The sequence below is a fragment of the Rathayibacter sp. VKM Ac-2762 genome (assembly GCF_009866585.1).
Lineage (GTDB): Bacteria > Actinomycetota > Actinomycetes > Actinomycetales > Microbacteriaceae > Rathayibacter.
The window spans coordinates 3088879-3102934 of sequence record NZ_CP047419.1 but is presented as its reverse complement, the minus strand read 5'-3'; the positions used below and the strand labels follow the sequence as shown (position 1 = coordinate 3102934).

Sequence of the window (14056 nt, the reverse complement as noted above, 5' to 3'; positions counted from 1 at the left end):
CCCGCGCCTCCCCCGCAACAGAAAGGGCGCCCCGTGCCGCTCATCCGCATGACCGACGTGCGCAAGGTGTACCCCGGCGCAGGGCGCGGCGCCGCCCCGACCGCGGCCGTCGACGGCGTGAGCCTCGAGATCGAGGCGGGCGACGTCTACGGCGTGATCGGCTACTCCGGCGCCGGCAAGAGCACGCTCGCGCGCCTCGTCAACGCTCTGGAGCCCGCGACCAGCGGCAGCATCGAGATCGACGGCCGCGAGACCGTGGGCCTGCCCGAGCGCGAGCTGCGCCGGCTGCGCCTGGGGATCGGGATGATCTTCCAGCAGTTCAACCTGTTCGGCTCGAAGACCGTGGGGCAGAACGTCGCCTACCCGCTGCAGGTCGCGGGCGTCCCCCGGGCGGAGCAGCGCGCCCGCGTCGACGAGATGCTCCGCTTCGTCGGCCTGAGCGACAAGGCGCGCAGCCACCCGGAGCAGCTCTCGGGCGGGCAGAAGCAGCGCGTCGGCATCGCCCGCGCCCTCGCCGCCTCCCCGCGCATCCTGCTGGCCGACGAGGCCACCAGCGCGCTCGACCCGGACACCACCGGCGAGGTGCTCGCCCTCCTCCGCCGCATCAACGAGGAGCTGGGCGTCACCATCGTCGTGATCACCCACGAGATGGACGTGGTCCAGCAGCTCGCGACGAAGGTCGCGGTGATGGAGTCGGGCCGCATCGTGGAGCGCGGGCCCGTCTTCGACGTGTTCTCGGCCCCGCGCGAGCCGGTCACCCGCCGCTTCGTCTCCACGGTCGTCCGCTCGGTGCCCTCACCCGCGGAGGCGGCTGTGCTGCGTACGCGCCACCGCGGCCGGCTGGTCACGCTCTCGTTCTCGGACGACTCCGCCTCCCAGGGCGACGTCTTCGCCGAGGTCGCGGCCGCCGGTGTGCCGCTCGAGCTCGTCTACGGCGGCATCACCGACGTCCGCGGACGGGCCTTCGGCCACCTCACGGTCGCCCTCGACGCGCCGGACGGCGTCGTCGACCCCCTCCTCGCCCGCCTCGGCGGACGCGTCGCCCTCACGGAGGTGCCCCGATGAACGAGCTGATCCCGCTCCTGCCCAAGCTCGTCCAGGCGACCGGCGAGACGCTCTACATCGTCGCGCTGAGCCTCCTCTTCGGCGGGCTCGGCGGACTGCTGATCGGGCTGGGCCTCGCGCTCACCCGCGGCGGCGCCCTCTACGCGAACCGGGTGGTCCACGGACTGCTCAACGTGATCGTGAACGTGTTCCGGCCGATCCCGTTCATCATCTTCATCGCCGCTGCCCAGCCACTGGCCCGGCTGGTGGTCGGCTCCGGCATCGGCACGGACGCGATCGTCTTCACCCTCTCGCTCGGCGCCGCGTTCGGCATCGGGCGGATCGTGGAGCAGAACCTGCTGACCGTGCAGCCCGGCGTGATCGAGGCGGCACGGTCGGTCGGAGCGAGCCGGTTCCGGATCGTCCGCACGGTGCTGCTGCCGGAGGCGCTCGGTCCGCTGATCCTCGGCTACACGTTCGTGTTCGTCGCCGTGATCGACATGTCGGCGGTCGCCGGATACATCGGCGCCGGCGGGCTCGGCAACTTCGCGATCCAGTACGGCTACCGGCAGTTCGAGCCGGTCGTCACCTGGGCCGCGGTGCTCGTGATCATCGTGATCGTGCAGCTGGTGCAGCTGCTCGGCAACGTGCTGGCCCGGCGCGTCCTGCGCCGCTGAGGCCGCCCCGCACGAAAGCGGGACGCCACTCCGGTACGCGACACGCGAGGGCCGCTGTACCGGAGTGGCGTCTCGTGGAGGCCCGTCCGCCGGGGCCGGAGGCGTCAGTAGCGCGGCTTGCGCTCCGGGCGCTCGCTCGAGCGGCTCGGGCCGCTGGGGCGTGCGCCGCGGTCGGCGCCGGCGCGGCTCGGACGGCGGTCCGGCTTCAGCTCGATCAGCTGCCCGCTGATGCGGGTGTCGGCGAGGCGGTCGAGCACGTCCTGGGGCAGGTCGGCCGGCAGCTCCACGATCGAGAAGTCCGGGCGGATGTCGATGTGCCCGAAGTCGCCCCGGTTGAGGCCGCCCTCGTTCGCGAGCGCGCCCACGATCTGGCGGGGCTCGACGCGCTGGCGGCGACCGACCTCGATCCGGTACGAGGCGAGGTTGCTGTTCGCCGGGCGCTGACGGCGCTCGGGACGCTCGCCCCGGTCGCCGCCGCGGTCGAAGCGGTCGCCGCGCTCGGGGCGGTCGCCCCGGTCGGGCCGGGAGTCGCGGTCCTCGCGCTCGCGACGGGCGAAGCGGGGGTCGTCGGGCGAGAGCAGCAGCGGCTCCTCGCCCTGCGCAACGATGGCCAGCGCGGCGGCGACGTCCGACTCGACCACGTCGTGGTGCTCGACGTAGTGGCCGATGATGTCGCGGAAGCGCTGCAGGCGCTCGGTGTCGGCGAGCGCCGCGGTGATCGCGTCGTCGAAGCGCGAGAGGCGGGTGACGTTGACGTCCTCGACGCTCGGCATCCGCATCTCGGTCAGCGGCTGGCGGGTGGCCTTCTCGATGGCGGCGAGGAGGCGGCGCTCGCGCGGCGTGACGAAGCTGATCGCCGCTCCGCTGCGCCCCGCGCGACCGGTGCGGCCGATGCGGTGGACGTACGACTCGGTGTCGATCGGGATGTCGTAGTTGACGACGTGGCTGATGCGCTCGACGTCGAGGCCGCGGGCGGCGACGTCGGTCGCGACGAGGATGTCGAGCTTGCCCGACTTCAGCTGCTCGACGGTGCGCTCGCGCTGGGCCTGGGCCACGTCTCCGCTGATCGCCGCCGCGGTGTAGCCGCGGGCGCGCAGCTTCTCGGCCAGCGTCTCCGTCTCGCTCTTCGTGCGGACGAACACGATCATGCCCTCGAAGTTCTCGACCTCGAGGATGCGGGTGAGGGCGTCGACCTTCTGCGGGTACGACACCATCAGGTAGCGCTGGGTGGTGTTGACGGAGGTCGTGGTCTTGTTCTTGACCGTGATCTCCTCCGGCTCCTTCAGGTACTTGCCGGAGATGCGGCGGATCTGCGCGGGCATCGTCGCCGAGAACAGCGCGATCTGCTTCTCGACGGGGGTGTCGGCGAGGATCGTCTCGACGTCCTCCGCGAAGCCCATCTTGAGCATCTCGTCGGCCTCGTCGAGAACCAGGAACTTCAGCTGCGAGAGGTCGAGGGTGCCCTTCTCGAGGTGGTCCATGATGCGGCCGGGCGTGCCGACGACGACGTGGACGCCGCGGCGGAGCGCGGAGAGCTGGGTGCCGTAGCCCTGGCCGCCGTAGACGGGGAGGACGTGGACGCCGCGGAGGCCGGACGCGTAGCGCTCGAACGCCTCGCACACCTGCAGCGCGAGCTCGCGGGTCGGGGCCAGCACGAGGGCCTGCGGCGTCTTCTGCGAGACGTCGAGGCGCGAGAGGATCGGCAGCGCGAACGCCGCGGTCTTGCCGGTGCCGGTCTGGGCGACGCCGAGGACGTCGCGGCCGGAGAGGAGGGACGGGATCGTCGCGGCCTGGATGGCCGAGGGCGTCTCGTAGCCGACCTCCTTGAGGGCCTTGAGGACCGGGTCGGAGAGACCGAGGTCGGAGAAGGTGAGCGTGGGGGCGCTCTCGGAAGCGGTGTCGGCTTCGGGGGCGGAATCGGGGGTATCGGTGGACGCCATGGTGCAACGGTAGTGCTCCGGCGGCACCGCCGTCCGAGGGAACCCCGAACGCTCGGGCGATCCCGACCCTCCGGAGGCGCCTCGAGCGCCCGTCACGGGGTGAAGTCGAGCAGCACCTTGCTCGAGCGCGAGGCGTCGCGGGCGAGCTCGAAGGCCTCGAGCGCGCGCTCCAGCGGCACCACCTGCGTGACCACCGGCGCCACGGCGAGGCTCCCGTCGGCGAGCGCCGCCAGCACCTCGTCGATCTCGTCGACGAAGCGGAAGGAGCCGATCAGGCGCAGCTCCCGGGTGATCGCGAGCGAGATCAGGGCCGGCTGCTCGCCCGAGGGGAGGAGTCCCACCATCACGACGGTGCCGCCGCGGGCGGCGCCCCGGACGGCCGAGGCGAGGCCGCGCGGGCTGCCCGAGGACTCGAAGACGACGTCGGCCGCGACCTCGGCGATCGCGTCGGCGTCGGTCGCGCGGATCGTCCGGGTCGCGCCGACCGCCCGGGCGATCGCGAGGGGCTCCTCGGCCAGGTCGACGGCGACGATGTCCGCCGCCCCCGCCCGCTTCAGCACGGCGACGATCAGCGCTCCGATCGGGCCGCTGCCGATCACCAGCGCGCGCCGTCCCGACACTTCACCCGCGCGCGACACCGCGTGCCAGGCGACGCTCGCCGGCTCCGCGAGCGCCGCCTCCCGGAGCCCGAGACCGGCGGGCAGCTCGCGGAGCATGCGCGCCGGCAGCACCGCGTGGCGGGCGAACGCGCCCTGGGTATGGGGCATCCGCGCGGCGCTGCCCAGGTAGGTGCCCTCGGTCGCGAGGTTGGGGCGCCCGTCGGGCCACTCGCCGCGAGCGGTCGCGGGGTGCACGGCGACGGCCGCGCCGACAGGGGGTCCGGAGCCGTCCGCCGCTGCCTCGACGACCGTGCCGACCACCTCGTGGCCGAGCGTCAGCGGCTCGCGGAGGATCGACTCGCCCGCGGCGCCGTGCGTCCAGTAGTGCAGATCGGAGCCGCAGATCCCGCCGTACGCCACGGCGACGAGGGACTCGCCGGGGCCGCGCGGCGCGAGCGGCGCCTCCTCGACGCGGAGGTCGCCGGCGGCGTGGACGACGACGCGGGTGGTGGAGGCGGGGACGAGCGCGGTCATGCGGGTTCCGTTCGGTGGGTCGAGGGGTGGCTCAGACGACGACGGTCATGCCGCCGTCGATGAAGACGACCTGCCCGTTGACGTAGTCCGAGCCGTCGGAGGCGAGCCAGACGGCGGGGCCGATCAGGTCCTCGACGCGGCCCCAGCGCGCGGCGGGCGTGCGGCCGAGGATCCAGGCGTTGAACGCCTCGTCGTCGACGAGGCCCTGCGTCATCTCGGTGTGGATGTACCCCGGAGCGATCGCGTTGACCTGGATGCCGTGCTGCGCCCACTCCGCCGTCATCGCGCGGGTGAGGTTGCGGATCCCGCCCTTCGAGGCGGTGTAGGGCGCGATCGTCGGCCGCGCGAGATCGGCCTGCACCGAGGCGACGTTGACGATCTTCCCGGCGCCGCGCGGGATCATCCGCTTCGCCGCCGCCCGGCCGACCACGAAGGCGCTGGTGAGGTTCGTGCGCAGCACCCGCTCCCAGTCGGCGACCTCGAGCTCGAGCAGGGGCACGCGGTGCTGGACGCCGGCGTTGTTGACCAGGATGCGCAACGGACCCACCGCCTCCTCGATCCAGGCGACGCCCGCCTCGGCGGCCGCGTCGTCGGTGACGTCGAAGGCGCGGGCGTGGATCCGCGGGCGGTCGTCCGTGCCGGGGAACCGCTCCGCGAGCTCGGCGCGGGCGGCCTCGAGGCGCTCGGGGTCGAGGCCGTTCAGGACGACGGTGGCGCCCGCCTCGGCGAGGCCGGTGGCGACGGCGCGGCCGATGCCGCGGCTGGATCCGGTGACGAGCGCCACGCGGTCGGTCAGGTCGAAGAGCACAGTTCCTCCAGAGGGTCGGAGCGGGTGTCAGGGCTGCGGAGGCGCCGCGCGCGGAGGGCCCGCGACGGTGCGGCTCGCGAGCGCGCCGATCCCGTCGAGGGCGATCAGGACCTCCTGGCCGGGCCCGACCTCGACGGCCGTGCCGGGCGAGCCGGTGAGGACGACGTCACCCGGGTGGAGCGTGAGGTGGGAGGTGAGGTGCACCAGGATCTCGGCGGCGCGCCAGCCGAGGCGGTCGGTCGAGGAGACGGCCCGCACCTCCCCGTCGACGCTCACCGTGATGCCGACCGCGTCGACGTCGACTCCGGTCTCGATCCACGGTCCGAGCGGCGTCCAGCCGTCGCCGTTCTTGCCCTGGAGGAAGAGGCCGTCGGCGGCGATCATCCCGGGAGCGGTGACGTCGTTCGCGACCGTCGCTCCGAGCACGTGCGCGAGCGCGTCCTCGGGCGTGAGGTGCCGCGCGGTGCGGCCGATGACCAGGGCGAGCTCGCCCTCGACGACCACCGGGCCGATGCCCTCGTCGAGGACGATCGGATCGCCGGGCCCGGCCAGCGTGTGCGCGGTCTTGTGGAAGGCCTGCGGCGGCAGCAGCCGGTCGGCCGCGGAGCCGTTGTGCGCCATGCCGAGGATGACGCGGGGCTCCACCGGGGCCAGCAGCTGCGCGCCCTCGACGGGCCAGCGGCGGCCCGTTTCGACCGGCTCCGCGGCGAAGGCGTCCTCGATCTCGCGCCACTCCCCCGCGACCTGGAGGACGACAGCCGGTCCGTCCTCGGCCCGGATCCGCGCGAGGCGCATCAGCGGACGCCCCTCGGCTCGACGCCGGTCGTGCTGGTGCTGCTGGTCGCCACGGTGCCTCGCTCACTCCGGCCCGTAGAGGCGGGATGGGCCGAGCGTAACAGCCCAGTGAACGGCATTCAACAGAATGGACGGCGAGGCGTCAGGCGGGTGCTCCGGCGACGAGGGGCGGGCGGCCGAGCGCCGCGGCGGCCTCGCGGAGGGCCGCGACGACCTCCTCCTGATCGTCGCCGACCGGCCGGACCAGTGAGACGCCGACCGCGACCGAGAGATCGGAGCGGGTGGCGGCCGGGACCGCGACGGCGACGCCCAGGACGCTGGGGTGCAGCTCGCCGTCGTCGATCGCGTAGCCGCGCACGCGCGCCGCGGCGACCTTGCGGAGCAGCTCGCGGGTCGAGGACGTGGACCGGTCGGTGAAGACGACGATGTCGCGGTCGTCGGCGAAGCGCTCGGCGATCTCGCTGTCGTCGAGCTCGGCCAGGAGCGCCGTTCCGACGGCCGTGGCGGAGGCGGGGTACCGGTCGCCGACGCTCGCGGAGAGCGCGAACCGCTCCCGCCCCTCGTGCACCGCCAGGTAGAGGACCCGCGTGCCGTCGAGCAGCGCGATCTGCACCAGCTGACGCGAGAGCACCGGCGACTCCTCGCAGAGCCGGTAGAACTCGCGCACCGGGTCGAAGCCGGCGAGGTAGTGGCTGCCGAGCTCGACGGTGCGCCGGCCGAGGAGGAAGCCGGAGCCGACACGGCGGATCAGCCGGCCCTCCTCGAGCGCGGCGCAGAGGTTCGAGGTCGACGACTTGGCGATCCCGAGCTCGCGGGCGATGTCCGTCAGCGTGCGCGGGCCGCCCGCGTCGGCGAGGAGGTCGAGGATCCGCATGGCGCGCGACACGGCCGGGGCGCCCGAGCCCCTGTCGGAGTCGACCGTCGTCGGGGGCGCATCGGGGCGGGCCATGGCGTCCTCTTCCGGGGGCGGGATCAGTAGAACTCCACCGTATCGACTCGGTTGATCAGGGGCTCCCCGTCGAGGAAGCGGGTGGCGTTGCGCGCGAAGAGCTCGGCGATCAGGCGGTCCTCCGCGACGTTCAGCGCCGCGGTGTGGGGGCTGATCAGGACGCTCGGGTGGCTCCAGAGCGGGCTGCTCTGCTCGAGCGGCTCCTCCGCCACCACGTCGAGCGCGGCGAAGCCGACGCGGCCGTCGTCGAGGGCGGCGAGCAGCGCCTCCTCGTCGACGACCGTCCCTCGGCCGACGCTGACGAACGAGGCGCCGGGGCGCAGTGCGGCGAAGAACTCTGAGCCGACCAGCTTCTCGGTGGCGGCGGTGCCGGGGAGCGTGACGACGACCCCGTCGATCCGGCCCGCCACCTCCGCGATCGCGTCGGGGGCGACGATCTCGTCGACGTGCTCCACCTCGGTCTCGTGGCGGCTCGTGCCGATCACGCGGGCGCCGAGCTGCTGGAGCTTGCGGGCCGTCGCGCGCCCGATCGTGCCGAGCCCCACGATCAGGACCGTCTGCTCCGAGATCAGCCCCATCGTCCACCGGCCGCCCCAGACGCGCTCGCGCTGGAGGGACTGGAGGCGCGGGAGGGACTTGGCGCCGGCCAGGAGTCCGAAGACCCCGAACTCGGCGAGCGGCTCGGAATGGACTCCCGCCGAGGTGGAGAACGCGATGCGCTCGAGCTGCGCGTCGTCGAGCCCCGCGGCCCGCACCTGCGCGCCTCCGCCGGCGGGCATCGTCTGCACCCAGCGGAGGCGCGGATTCGCGGCCGCCGTGCGCGCGAGGGCGGCGGGGGTCTCGTCCGGCACGCCGTAGAGCACGTCGGCGGAGTCGACGAGCTCGTCGAAGGCGCGCTGCTGCTCCGGGGTGCGCCGGAAGGAGGGGTCTCCGCCGTGGTCGCCGGGGTGGCGCATCGGAGGGAGGAGGCTCTGGTCGGCGATGACGTCGAGGCGCGGCTCGAGCTCGACGATGCGGGCGATCAGCTCGGGGCTGAGCGGCGAGGCGATGACGACGCGGAGGCGATCGGTCACAGGTGTCCCTTCGCGGGACGGGGCGGGAGGCTCTCCCCCGGATCGGCCCGCGCCCACCCTACTTCACTCCTGTGAACCCTGTTCGATATGCTGGGCGCATGCCGGACACCACGACCGCCGCCCTCCCGCCCGTGCGCACCGGCTTCATCGGGCTCGGGAGCATGGGCGCCCCGATGGCCCGGCGCCTCGTCGCCGCCGGCGTCCCGCTCGGGATCACGGCGCGCCCCGCGTCCGCCGACCGCGCCCGCCGCGCCGTCCCCGAGGCGCAGTGGCACGACTCCGCCCGCTCGCTCGCCGCCGCCTCGGACGTGCTGATCGTGATGGTGCCGGACCTGCCGCAGCTCGAGGAGGTGCTCGAGGGAGAAGAGGGAGTGCTCGCCGCGGGGTCGGACCTCGTGCTCGTCGTCTGCTCCAGCGTGTCCGCCTCCGGCCTGCGCGAGCTGGCGGGGCGCCACCCGCGGCTCCGCCTCGTCGACGCCCCCGTCAGCGGCGGCACCGAGGGCGCCGAGGCGGGGACCCTCTCGATCATGGTCGGCGGGGCGGAGGAGGACGTCGCCCGGGTGCTGCCCGTGCTGTCCGCCTGCGGGACCGCCGTCCGCCTCGGGCCGCTCGGTGCCGGCGAGGTGGCGAAGGCCTGCAACCAGCTCGTCGTCGCCGCGACCATGACCGCGATCGCGGAGGCCGCCGTCATCGCCGAGCGCTCCGGCCTCGACCTCGACACGCTGCTCGCCCTGCTGGAGGGCGGCTACGCGGGCAGCCGCGTGCTCGAGACCAAGCGCGCCGCCCTGGTCGCCCGCGACTACACGCCGACCGGCGTCGCCTCCTTCATGGACAAGGACCTGCGGGCCGCGGCCGACGAGGCGGAGGCGACGGGCACCTCCGCTCCGCTGCTCGGCACGCTCCGAACCGTGTTCCGCGACCTGGTCGACGCCGGCCTCGGCGACGAGGACCTCGCGGTGGTGCACCGCTTCGTCGCCGAGCGCTGAGGCGGGGAGCGTTCGCGAGGAGGCCGGGCGGAGACGTCCCGCTGCGCGCCGAGACGCCGGCGAGGGGCGGTGTCTCGGCGGAGAGGCGCCCGCGCGAGAGCAGCCTCCGCGCGTCGGCGCAAGGGCCCCCGCTCCGGGCGTCCCCGACCTAGCGTCGGAGGAACGGCATCATCGAGCGAAGGAGCACGACATGGCATCAGGAGTCGCAACGGTCTGGGTCCCCGTCACGGACATGGAGCGGGCGGTCGCGTTCTACCGCGACACGCTCGGCCTCGAGGTCAAGGACACCTCGGACGACTGGTCGGAGCTGGACGCCGGCGGGCTGATGATCGGCCTGAACGCCCGCGAGTCGGCCACGGTCGCGGAGCAGGGCGGGGCGGTCATCTCGTTCCAGCCCGAGGGCTCGATCGAGGACGAGCTGGAGCGCCTCACGGCGCGGGGCGCGTCGATCGAGGGTGAGATCAGCGACCACGAGTGGGGCCGCATCCTCCCCTTCAAGGACTCGGAGGGCAACGACCTCCAGTTCTACTCGCCGCCGCAGGGCTGAGCGGAGGACCGCCGTCGAGGCGGCCGCGACGAGCGGCGGGCGGGCCGGAGCCGGAGGGCTGCGGTCCGCCCGCCGCTGTGCGTCGCGCGGCCCGTCGGTCCTCGCGCAGGCGCGTCGCCCGGCCGGTCCGATCCTCGGATCGTCTCTCCGCCGCACGTGAGGCCCTCCTCCCAGCTCGGCTCCGCACCTGAGGTCTTAGGATCAGCTGTCCGCCGCATCTGCGGACTCCTGATCCGGAGGTCCCCGTGCGTCGTCGCCTGCTCCCCCTCGTCCCGGCCGCTGCCGCGCTCCTCCTGCTCGCGGGCTGCTCCGCTCCGTCGACCCCCGCCGGCGATGCGGCCACCGGCGGCGCGACGTCCTCGGCCGGCGGCTCCATCACGGTCTTCGCCGCCGCCTCGCTGAAGGGCGCGTTCACCGAGCTCGTCACGGGGTTCGAGGCCGCCGAGCCCGGAGCCGAGGTCGAGCTCTCCTTCGCCGGCTCCTCCGATCTTGCGACGCAGATCGTCAACGGCGCCCCGGCCGACGTCTTCGCCTCCGCCGATGAGCGCACCATGTCCACCGTCGCCGAGGCCGGGCTCGTCGACGGGAACCCGGTCGACATCGCCACGAACACGCTCGAGATCGCCGTGCCTCCCGGCAACCCGGCGCAGGTCGCCTCGCTCGCCGACCTCGCCCGGCCCGGGACCGCCACCGTCGTCTGCGCGCCGCAGGTGCCGTGCGGAGCAGCGGCCGTCGCGGTCGAGCAGGCCGCCGGGGTCGACATCTCCCCCGTGAGCGAGGAGTCGTCGGTCACCGACGTGCTCGGCAAGGTGTCCTCGGGCGAAGCGGACGCCGGGCTCGTCTACGCGACCGACGTCCGCGGGGCCGCGGGCTCGGTCACCGGCATCCCCTTCGCCGAGGCCTCGGAGGCGGTGAACACGTACCCGATCGCGGCGCTGACCGGAGCGGGCGACCCGGCCACGGCGGCGGCCTTCGTCGCGTACGTCGCCTCCGACGCCGGACGCGCGGCGCTCGCGGCGGCCGGGTTCGGAGCGCCGTGAGAGGCGTCGCGGCGTCGGAGGAGGCCTGCAGGGCGGTCGGCAGGTCGGTCATAGGAGGGTCGTAGGACGGTCATCGGAGGCGCAGAGCCCCGGCCGCCAGGGTTGCCCGCGACGGACACCACGATCGACGAGGAGCACGACCATGACCCGCATCCCGGAGCCCCGCAGCACGCCCGACGGACCGGCCTACGAGGGCCGCCGGCTCGACCGCCCCGAGGAGGAGGTGGTCGACCAGGGCCTCCCGTTCGACGTGGGGACCCTCTTCTCGCGGCGCGGCGTGCTGACGCTGGTCGGCGCGGGGGCGGCGACCCTCGGGCTCGCAGCATGCGCCACCGGAGGATCGGGATCCGCCTCCTCCGCCGCCGCGACCGCCACCGCGACTCCCACCGCGACCGCCACGGCCGGGGCCGGCACCGCGGTCGCCGGCGAGATCCCCGACGAGACGGCCGGCCCCTACCCGGGCGACGGCTCGAACGGGGTCGACGTCCTCGAGCGCTCCGGGATCGTCCGCAGCGACCTGCGCACCAGCATCGGCGGCGGCGCGACGGCCGACGGGGTCCCCCTGGCGCTCACTCTGACGATCCTCGACGCGGCGAGCGGGGGCGTGCCGTTCGCCGGAGCCGCCGTGTACGTCTGGCACTGCGACGCGAACGGGGACTACTCGATGTACTCCAGCGGCGTCGAGGACGAGACGTACCTCCGCGGCGTGCAGGTCGCCGACGCGTCGGGCGTCGTCTCCTTCGCCTCGATCGTCCCGGCCTGCTACTCCGGCCGCTGGCCGCACATCCACTTCGAGGTGTACCCGGGAGTGGACTCGATCACCGACGCGTCGAACGCGATCGCGACCTCGCAGGTCGCCCTGCAGGAGGAGGCGTGCACCGCGGTCTACGCCCTCGAGTCGTATGCGGGCTCGGCCGCGAACCTCGCCCGGGTCGGCCTGGACACCGACTCCGTCTTCGGCGACGACGGCGGAGCCCTGCAGCTCGCGACGATGTCCGGCAGCCCGGCGTCCGGCTACTCCGCGGCACTCACGGCGAGCGTCGACACCCGCACCGCGCCGACCGCGGGCGCCGCGCCCCGCAGCCGCTGACCCCCGTCCTCCTCCGCGGGACGCGGCTCCGGTCCGCGACACGCCGACGGCGGCGTACCGGAGCGGCCTCTCGCGAGAGGGGAACGGGCGTCAGCGCAGGAGGCGGCGGGCGACGGCCACGGCGCCGAGGGCGGCGAGGACCCAGGGACCGCCGACGAGCAGTGGGTCGAGGATCTGGTGGCGCACGTCGGTCCGGCCGCGGCGCGAGGCGATCGGGTGCGCGTGCGCCTCGGCCAGCACACCGGTCTCGGTGATCGGATCGTCCGGCCGTGTCGTGAGCAGCGAGCGGAGGTGCGCCCCGGTCGACTCCACCCGGTCGCCCAGCACGAGCAGCAGCCAGTGCGCGTGGCGCCCCTCGCTGAACCGGTCGTAGGCGTAGCGGCGGATCGCGCCCGAGAGGCCGTGGAGGGGCTGCGCCGTGCCGAAGACGGCGGGCAGCTCGAGGTGCTCGATGCTCTTCTCGCGACGGCCGTGCGTCCGCATCCTCTCCGGGCGCTCCCAGTGCGCGCCCGACACGAGGTCGCTGCGCTCGCGGGGGAAGGCGGGCCGGTCGGCGGGATCGAGGTCGGCGCCCCAGCCCGGGATGCGGGCGCGCAGCTCCTCGGCGGTCGGCACGCGGACGGGGCGGTCGGCGGTGTACGGCACGGGATCCTCCTACGGGACGACGACGGTCTTGATGCAGCCGTCGAGCTTGGACGAGAACAGGTGGTACCCCTCGGCGATGTGCTCGAGCGGGATGCGGTGCGTGATCAGGTCGCTGGGCGTGATGTGCCCGGCCCGGATGTGCTCGAACAGGCGCGGCCACTGCCGGGTGACGGGGGCCTGGTTCATCCGCAGGGTGAGGCCCTTGTTGACGGCGTCGCCGAACTTGACGGCGCTCGCGAGCGGACCGTAGGCGCCCATCACCGAGACGGTCCCGCCCTTGCGGACGCCGTCGATCGCCCAGTTGAGCGCGATCGGCGAGCCGCCCTGCAGCTTGAGCTTGGCGCCGGTGACGTGCTGGAGGAGGTTCCCGTCGGCCTCCGCCCCGACCGCGTCGATCACGACGTCGGCGCCGAGCCCGCCGGTGGTCTTCTTGAGGGTGACGACGAGGTCGTCCTCCTCGGTGTAGTCGATGGTCTCCGCGAAGGCGAACTCGCGGGCCTTGGCGAGGCGGTAGTCGATCTGGTCGACGACGATGACGCGGCCGGCGCCCATCAGCCAGGCGGACCGCGCGGCGGCCAGGCCGACCGGTCCGGCTCCGAGCACCACGACCGTGTCGCCCTCGACGATGTCGCCGAGCTGCGCGCCGAAGTAGCCGGTCGAGAAGGCGTCGGTGAGCATCAGGGCGTCCTCGTGCGGCAGCCACTCGGGGATCCTCGTCGGGCCCACGTCGGCGAACGGGACGCGCACGTACTCCGCCTGCCCGCCGTCGTAGCCGCCCGCCGAGTGCGAGTAGCCGTAGATGCCGCCGATCGCGGTGGCGTTCGGATTCACGTTGTGGCAGTTGGAGTAGAGGCCGCGGGAGCAGAACCAGCAGGAGCCGCAGTAGATGGTGAAGGGGACCATCACCGTGTCGCCGACGCTGAGGTTCTGCACCGACGAGCCGACCTCGTCGACCACGCCGATGAACTCGTGGCCGAAGGTGTGGCCGATCCGGGTGTCCGGGAGCAGCCCGTGGTAGAGGTGCAGATCGGATCCGCAGATCGCCGCCATCGTCACCCGGACGATCGCGTCGTTCGGGTGCTCGATCCTCGGCCGGTCCTTCTCCTCCACGCGGACCTTGTAGGGCCCCCGGTAGACCATCGCGCGCATGCCGCCTCCTGTGTCGTCGTCCCTTCAGCGTGCGTCGTGCTCCCACCGGTCCTCCAGGGGGTTGCGCGCGCGGCCCGGGATCCCCAGCGTCCGTCCCTCCGCGTTCCTCTCCTCCCTCTCCGCGAGATGCCGTGCGGGTACGCGGCGCGCCGGAGGAGGCGCACCGCGGCGGCGCCTCGT

General features: G+C 73.9%; 14 protein-coding genes. 6 read left to right on the top strand and 8 right to left on the bottom strand.

Annotated elements, in window-relative coordinates; all coding sequences use genetic code 11:
• Window positions 1-33 precede the first annotated feature (33 nt).
• Complete coding sequence (locus tag GTU71_RS14570) at window positions 34-1065, top strand: methionine ABC transporter ATP-binding protein (protein WP_244230573.1); 1032 nt, start codon at window positions 34-36, stop codon at window positions 1063-1065.
• The gene (locus tag GTU71_RS14565) at window positions 1062-1721 is read left to right on the top strand and encodes a methionine ABC transporter permease (protein ID WP_104233527.1); all 660 of its coding nucleotides are present in this window, start codon (window positions 1062-1064) and stop codon (window positions 1719-1721) included. The genes GTU71_RS14570 and GTU71_RS14565 overlap by 4 nt, the downstream gene beginning before the upstream one ends.
• Before the next feature lie 104 nt (window positions 1722-1825).
• On the opposite strand, the gene GTU71_RS14560 is transcribed toward GTU71_RS14565, so the two are convergent.
• From GTU71_RS14560 to GTU71_RS14535, 6 genes are all read right to left on the bottom strand, one after another.
• Entirely contained in the window at window positions 1826-3661 is a 1836-nt protein-coding gene (locus GTU71_RS14560; RefSeq protein ID WP_104237941.1) for a DEAD/DEAH box helicase, read from the bottom strand.
• Between the two features lie 92 nt (window positions 3662-3753).
• The gene (locus GTU71_RS14555; protein WP_159940749.1) at window positions 3754-4794 is read right to left on the bottom strand and encodes an L-idonate 5-dehydrogenase; all 1041 of its coding nucleotides are present in this window, start codon (window positions 4792-4794) and stop codon (window positions 3754-3756) included.
• Window positions 4795-4825: 31 nt separating this feature from the next.
• A complete protein-coding gene (locus GTU71_RS14550) occupies window positions 4826-5602 on the bottom strand; it encodes an SDR family oxidoreductase (RefSeq protein ID WP_159940747.1) in 777 nt (258 codons plus the stop codon).
• Between the two features lie 27 nt (window positions 5603-5629).
• On the bottom strand, window positions 5630-6397 hold the full coding sequence (locus GTU71_RS14545) for a fumarylacetoacetate hydrolase family protein (protein WP_104296006.1): 768 nt from the start codon (window positions 6395-6397) through the stop codon (window positions 5630-5632).
• A gap of 142 nt (window positions 6398-6539) precedes the next feature.
• On the bottom strand, window positions 6540-7346 hold the full coding sequence (locus tag GTU71_RS14540) for an IclR family transcriptional regulator (RefSeq protein ID WP_104233523.1): 807 nt from the start codon (window positions 7344-7346) through the stop codon (window positions 6540-6542).
• A 23-nt stretch (window positions 7347-7369) separates the two neighbouring features.
• Entirely contained in the window at window positions 7370-8419 is a 1050-nt protein-coding gene (locus GTU71_RS14535) for a D-2-hydroxyacid dehydrogenase (protein ID WP_244230572.1), read from the bottom strand.
• A gap of 98 nt (window positions 8420-8517) precedes the next feature.
• Here GTU71_RS14535 and GTU71_RS14530 point away from each other — a divergent pair, with 98 nt between their 5' ends.
• From GTU71_RS14530 to GTU71_RS14515, 4 genes are all read left to right on the top strand, one after another.
• On the top strand, window positions 8518-9405 hold the full coding sequence (locus tag GTU71_RS14530; RefSeq protein ID WP_159940743.1) for an NAD(P)-dependent oxidoreductase: 888 nt from the start codon (window positions 8518-8520) through the stop codon (window positions 9403-9405).
• Between the two features lie 190 nt (window positions 9406-9595).
• Entirely contained in the window at window positions 9596-9952 is a 357-nt protein-coding gene (locus GTU71_RS14525; protein ID WP_104233520.1) for a VOC family protein, read from the top strand.
• Window positions 9953-10197: 245 nt separating this feature from the next.
• Window positions 10198-10992: a molybdate ABC transporter substrate-binding protein gene (gene modA / locus GTU71_RS14520; protein ID WP_159940741.1), complete on the top strand. Its 795-nt coding sequence runs from the start codon at window positions 10198-10200 to the stop codon at window positions 10990-10992.
• A gap of 142 nt (window positions 10993-11134) precedes the next feature.
• A complete protein-coding gene (locus GTU71_RS14515) occupies window positions 11135-12082 on the top strand; it encodes an intradiol ring-cleavage dioxygenase (protein ID WP_159940739.1) in 948 nt (315 codons plus the stop codon).
• 90 nt (window positions 12083-12172) lie between these two features.
• Here GTU71_RS14515 and GTU71_RS14510 read toward each other — a convergent pair whose 3' ends face one another.
• Complete coding sequence (locus tag GTU71_RS14510) at window positions 12173-12727, bottom strand: hypothetical protein (protein ID WP_104233517.1); 555 nt, start codon at window positions 12725-12727, stop codon at window positions 12173-12175.
• Window positions 12728-12736: 9 nt separating this feature from the next.
• Window positions 12737-13876, bottom strand: a complete 1140-nt coding sequence (locus GTU71_RS14505) for a zinc-dependent alcohol dehydrogenase (RefSeq protein WP_104353464.1) — start codon at window positions 13874-13876, stop codon at window positions 12737-12739.
• Between the last annotated feature and the right edge of the window lie 180 nt (window positions 13877-14056).

What these genes read in the sequence shown, in the direction of transcription:
- GTU71_RS14530 (WP_159940743.1), top strand. Translation starts at nt 8,518, where the DNA reads ATGCCGGACACCACGACCGCCGCCCTCCCGCCCGTGCGCACCGGCTTC.
- GTU71_RS14555 (WP_159940749.1), bottom strand. Translation starts at nt 4,794, where the DNA reads ATGACCGCGCTCGTCCCCGCCTCCACCACCCGCGTCGTCGTCCACGCC.
- GTU71_RS14540 (WP_104233523.1), bottom strand. Translation starts at nt 7,346, where the DNA reads ATGGCCCGCCCCGATGCGCCCCCGACGACGGTCGACTCCGACAGGGGC.
- GTU71_RS14525 (WP_104233520.1), top strand. Translation starts at nt 9,596, where the DNA reads ATGGCATCAGGAGTCGCAACGGTCTGGGTCCCCGTCACGGACATGGAG.
- GTU71_RS14565 (WP_104233527.1), top strand. Translation starts at nt 1,062, where the DNA reads ATGAACGAGCTGATCCCGCTCCTGCCCAAGCTCGTCCAGGCGACCGGC.
- GTU71_RS14545 (WP_104296006.1), bottom strand. Translation starts at nt 6,397, where the DNA reads ATGCGCCTCGCGCGGATCCGGGCCGAGGACGGACCGGCTGTCGTCCTC.
- GTU71_RS14560 (WP_104237941.1), bottom strand. Translation starts at nt 3,661, where the DNA reads ATGGCGTCCACCGATACCCCCGATTCCGCCCCCGAAGCCGACACCGCT.
- GTU71_RS14515 (WP_159940739.1), top strand. Translation starts at nt 11,135, where the DNA reads ATGACCCGCATCCCGGAGCCCCGCAGCACGCCCGACGGACCGGCCTAC.
- GTU71_RS14505 (WP_104353464.1), bottom strand. Translation starts at nt 13,876, where the DNA reads ATGCGCGCGATGGTCTACCGGGGGCCCTACAAGGTCCGCGTGGAGGAG.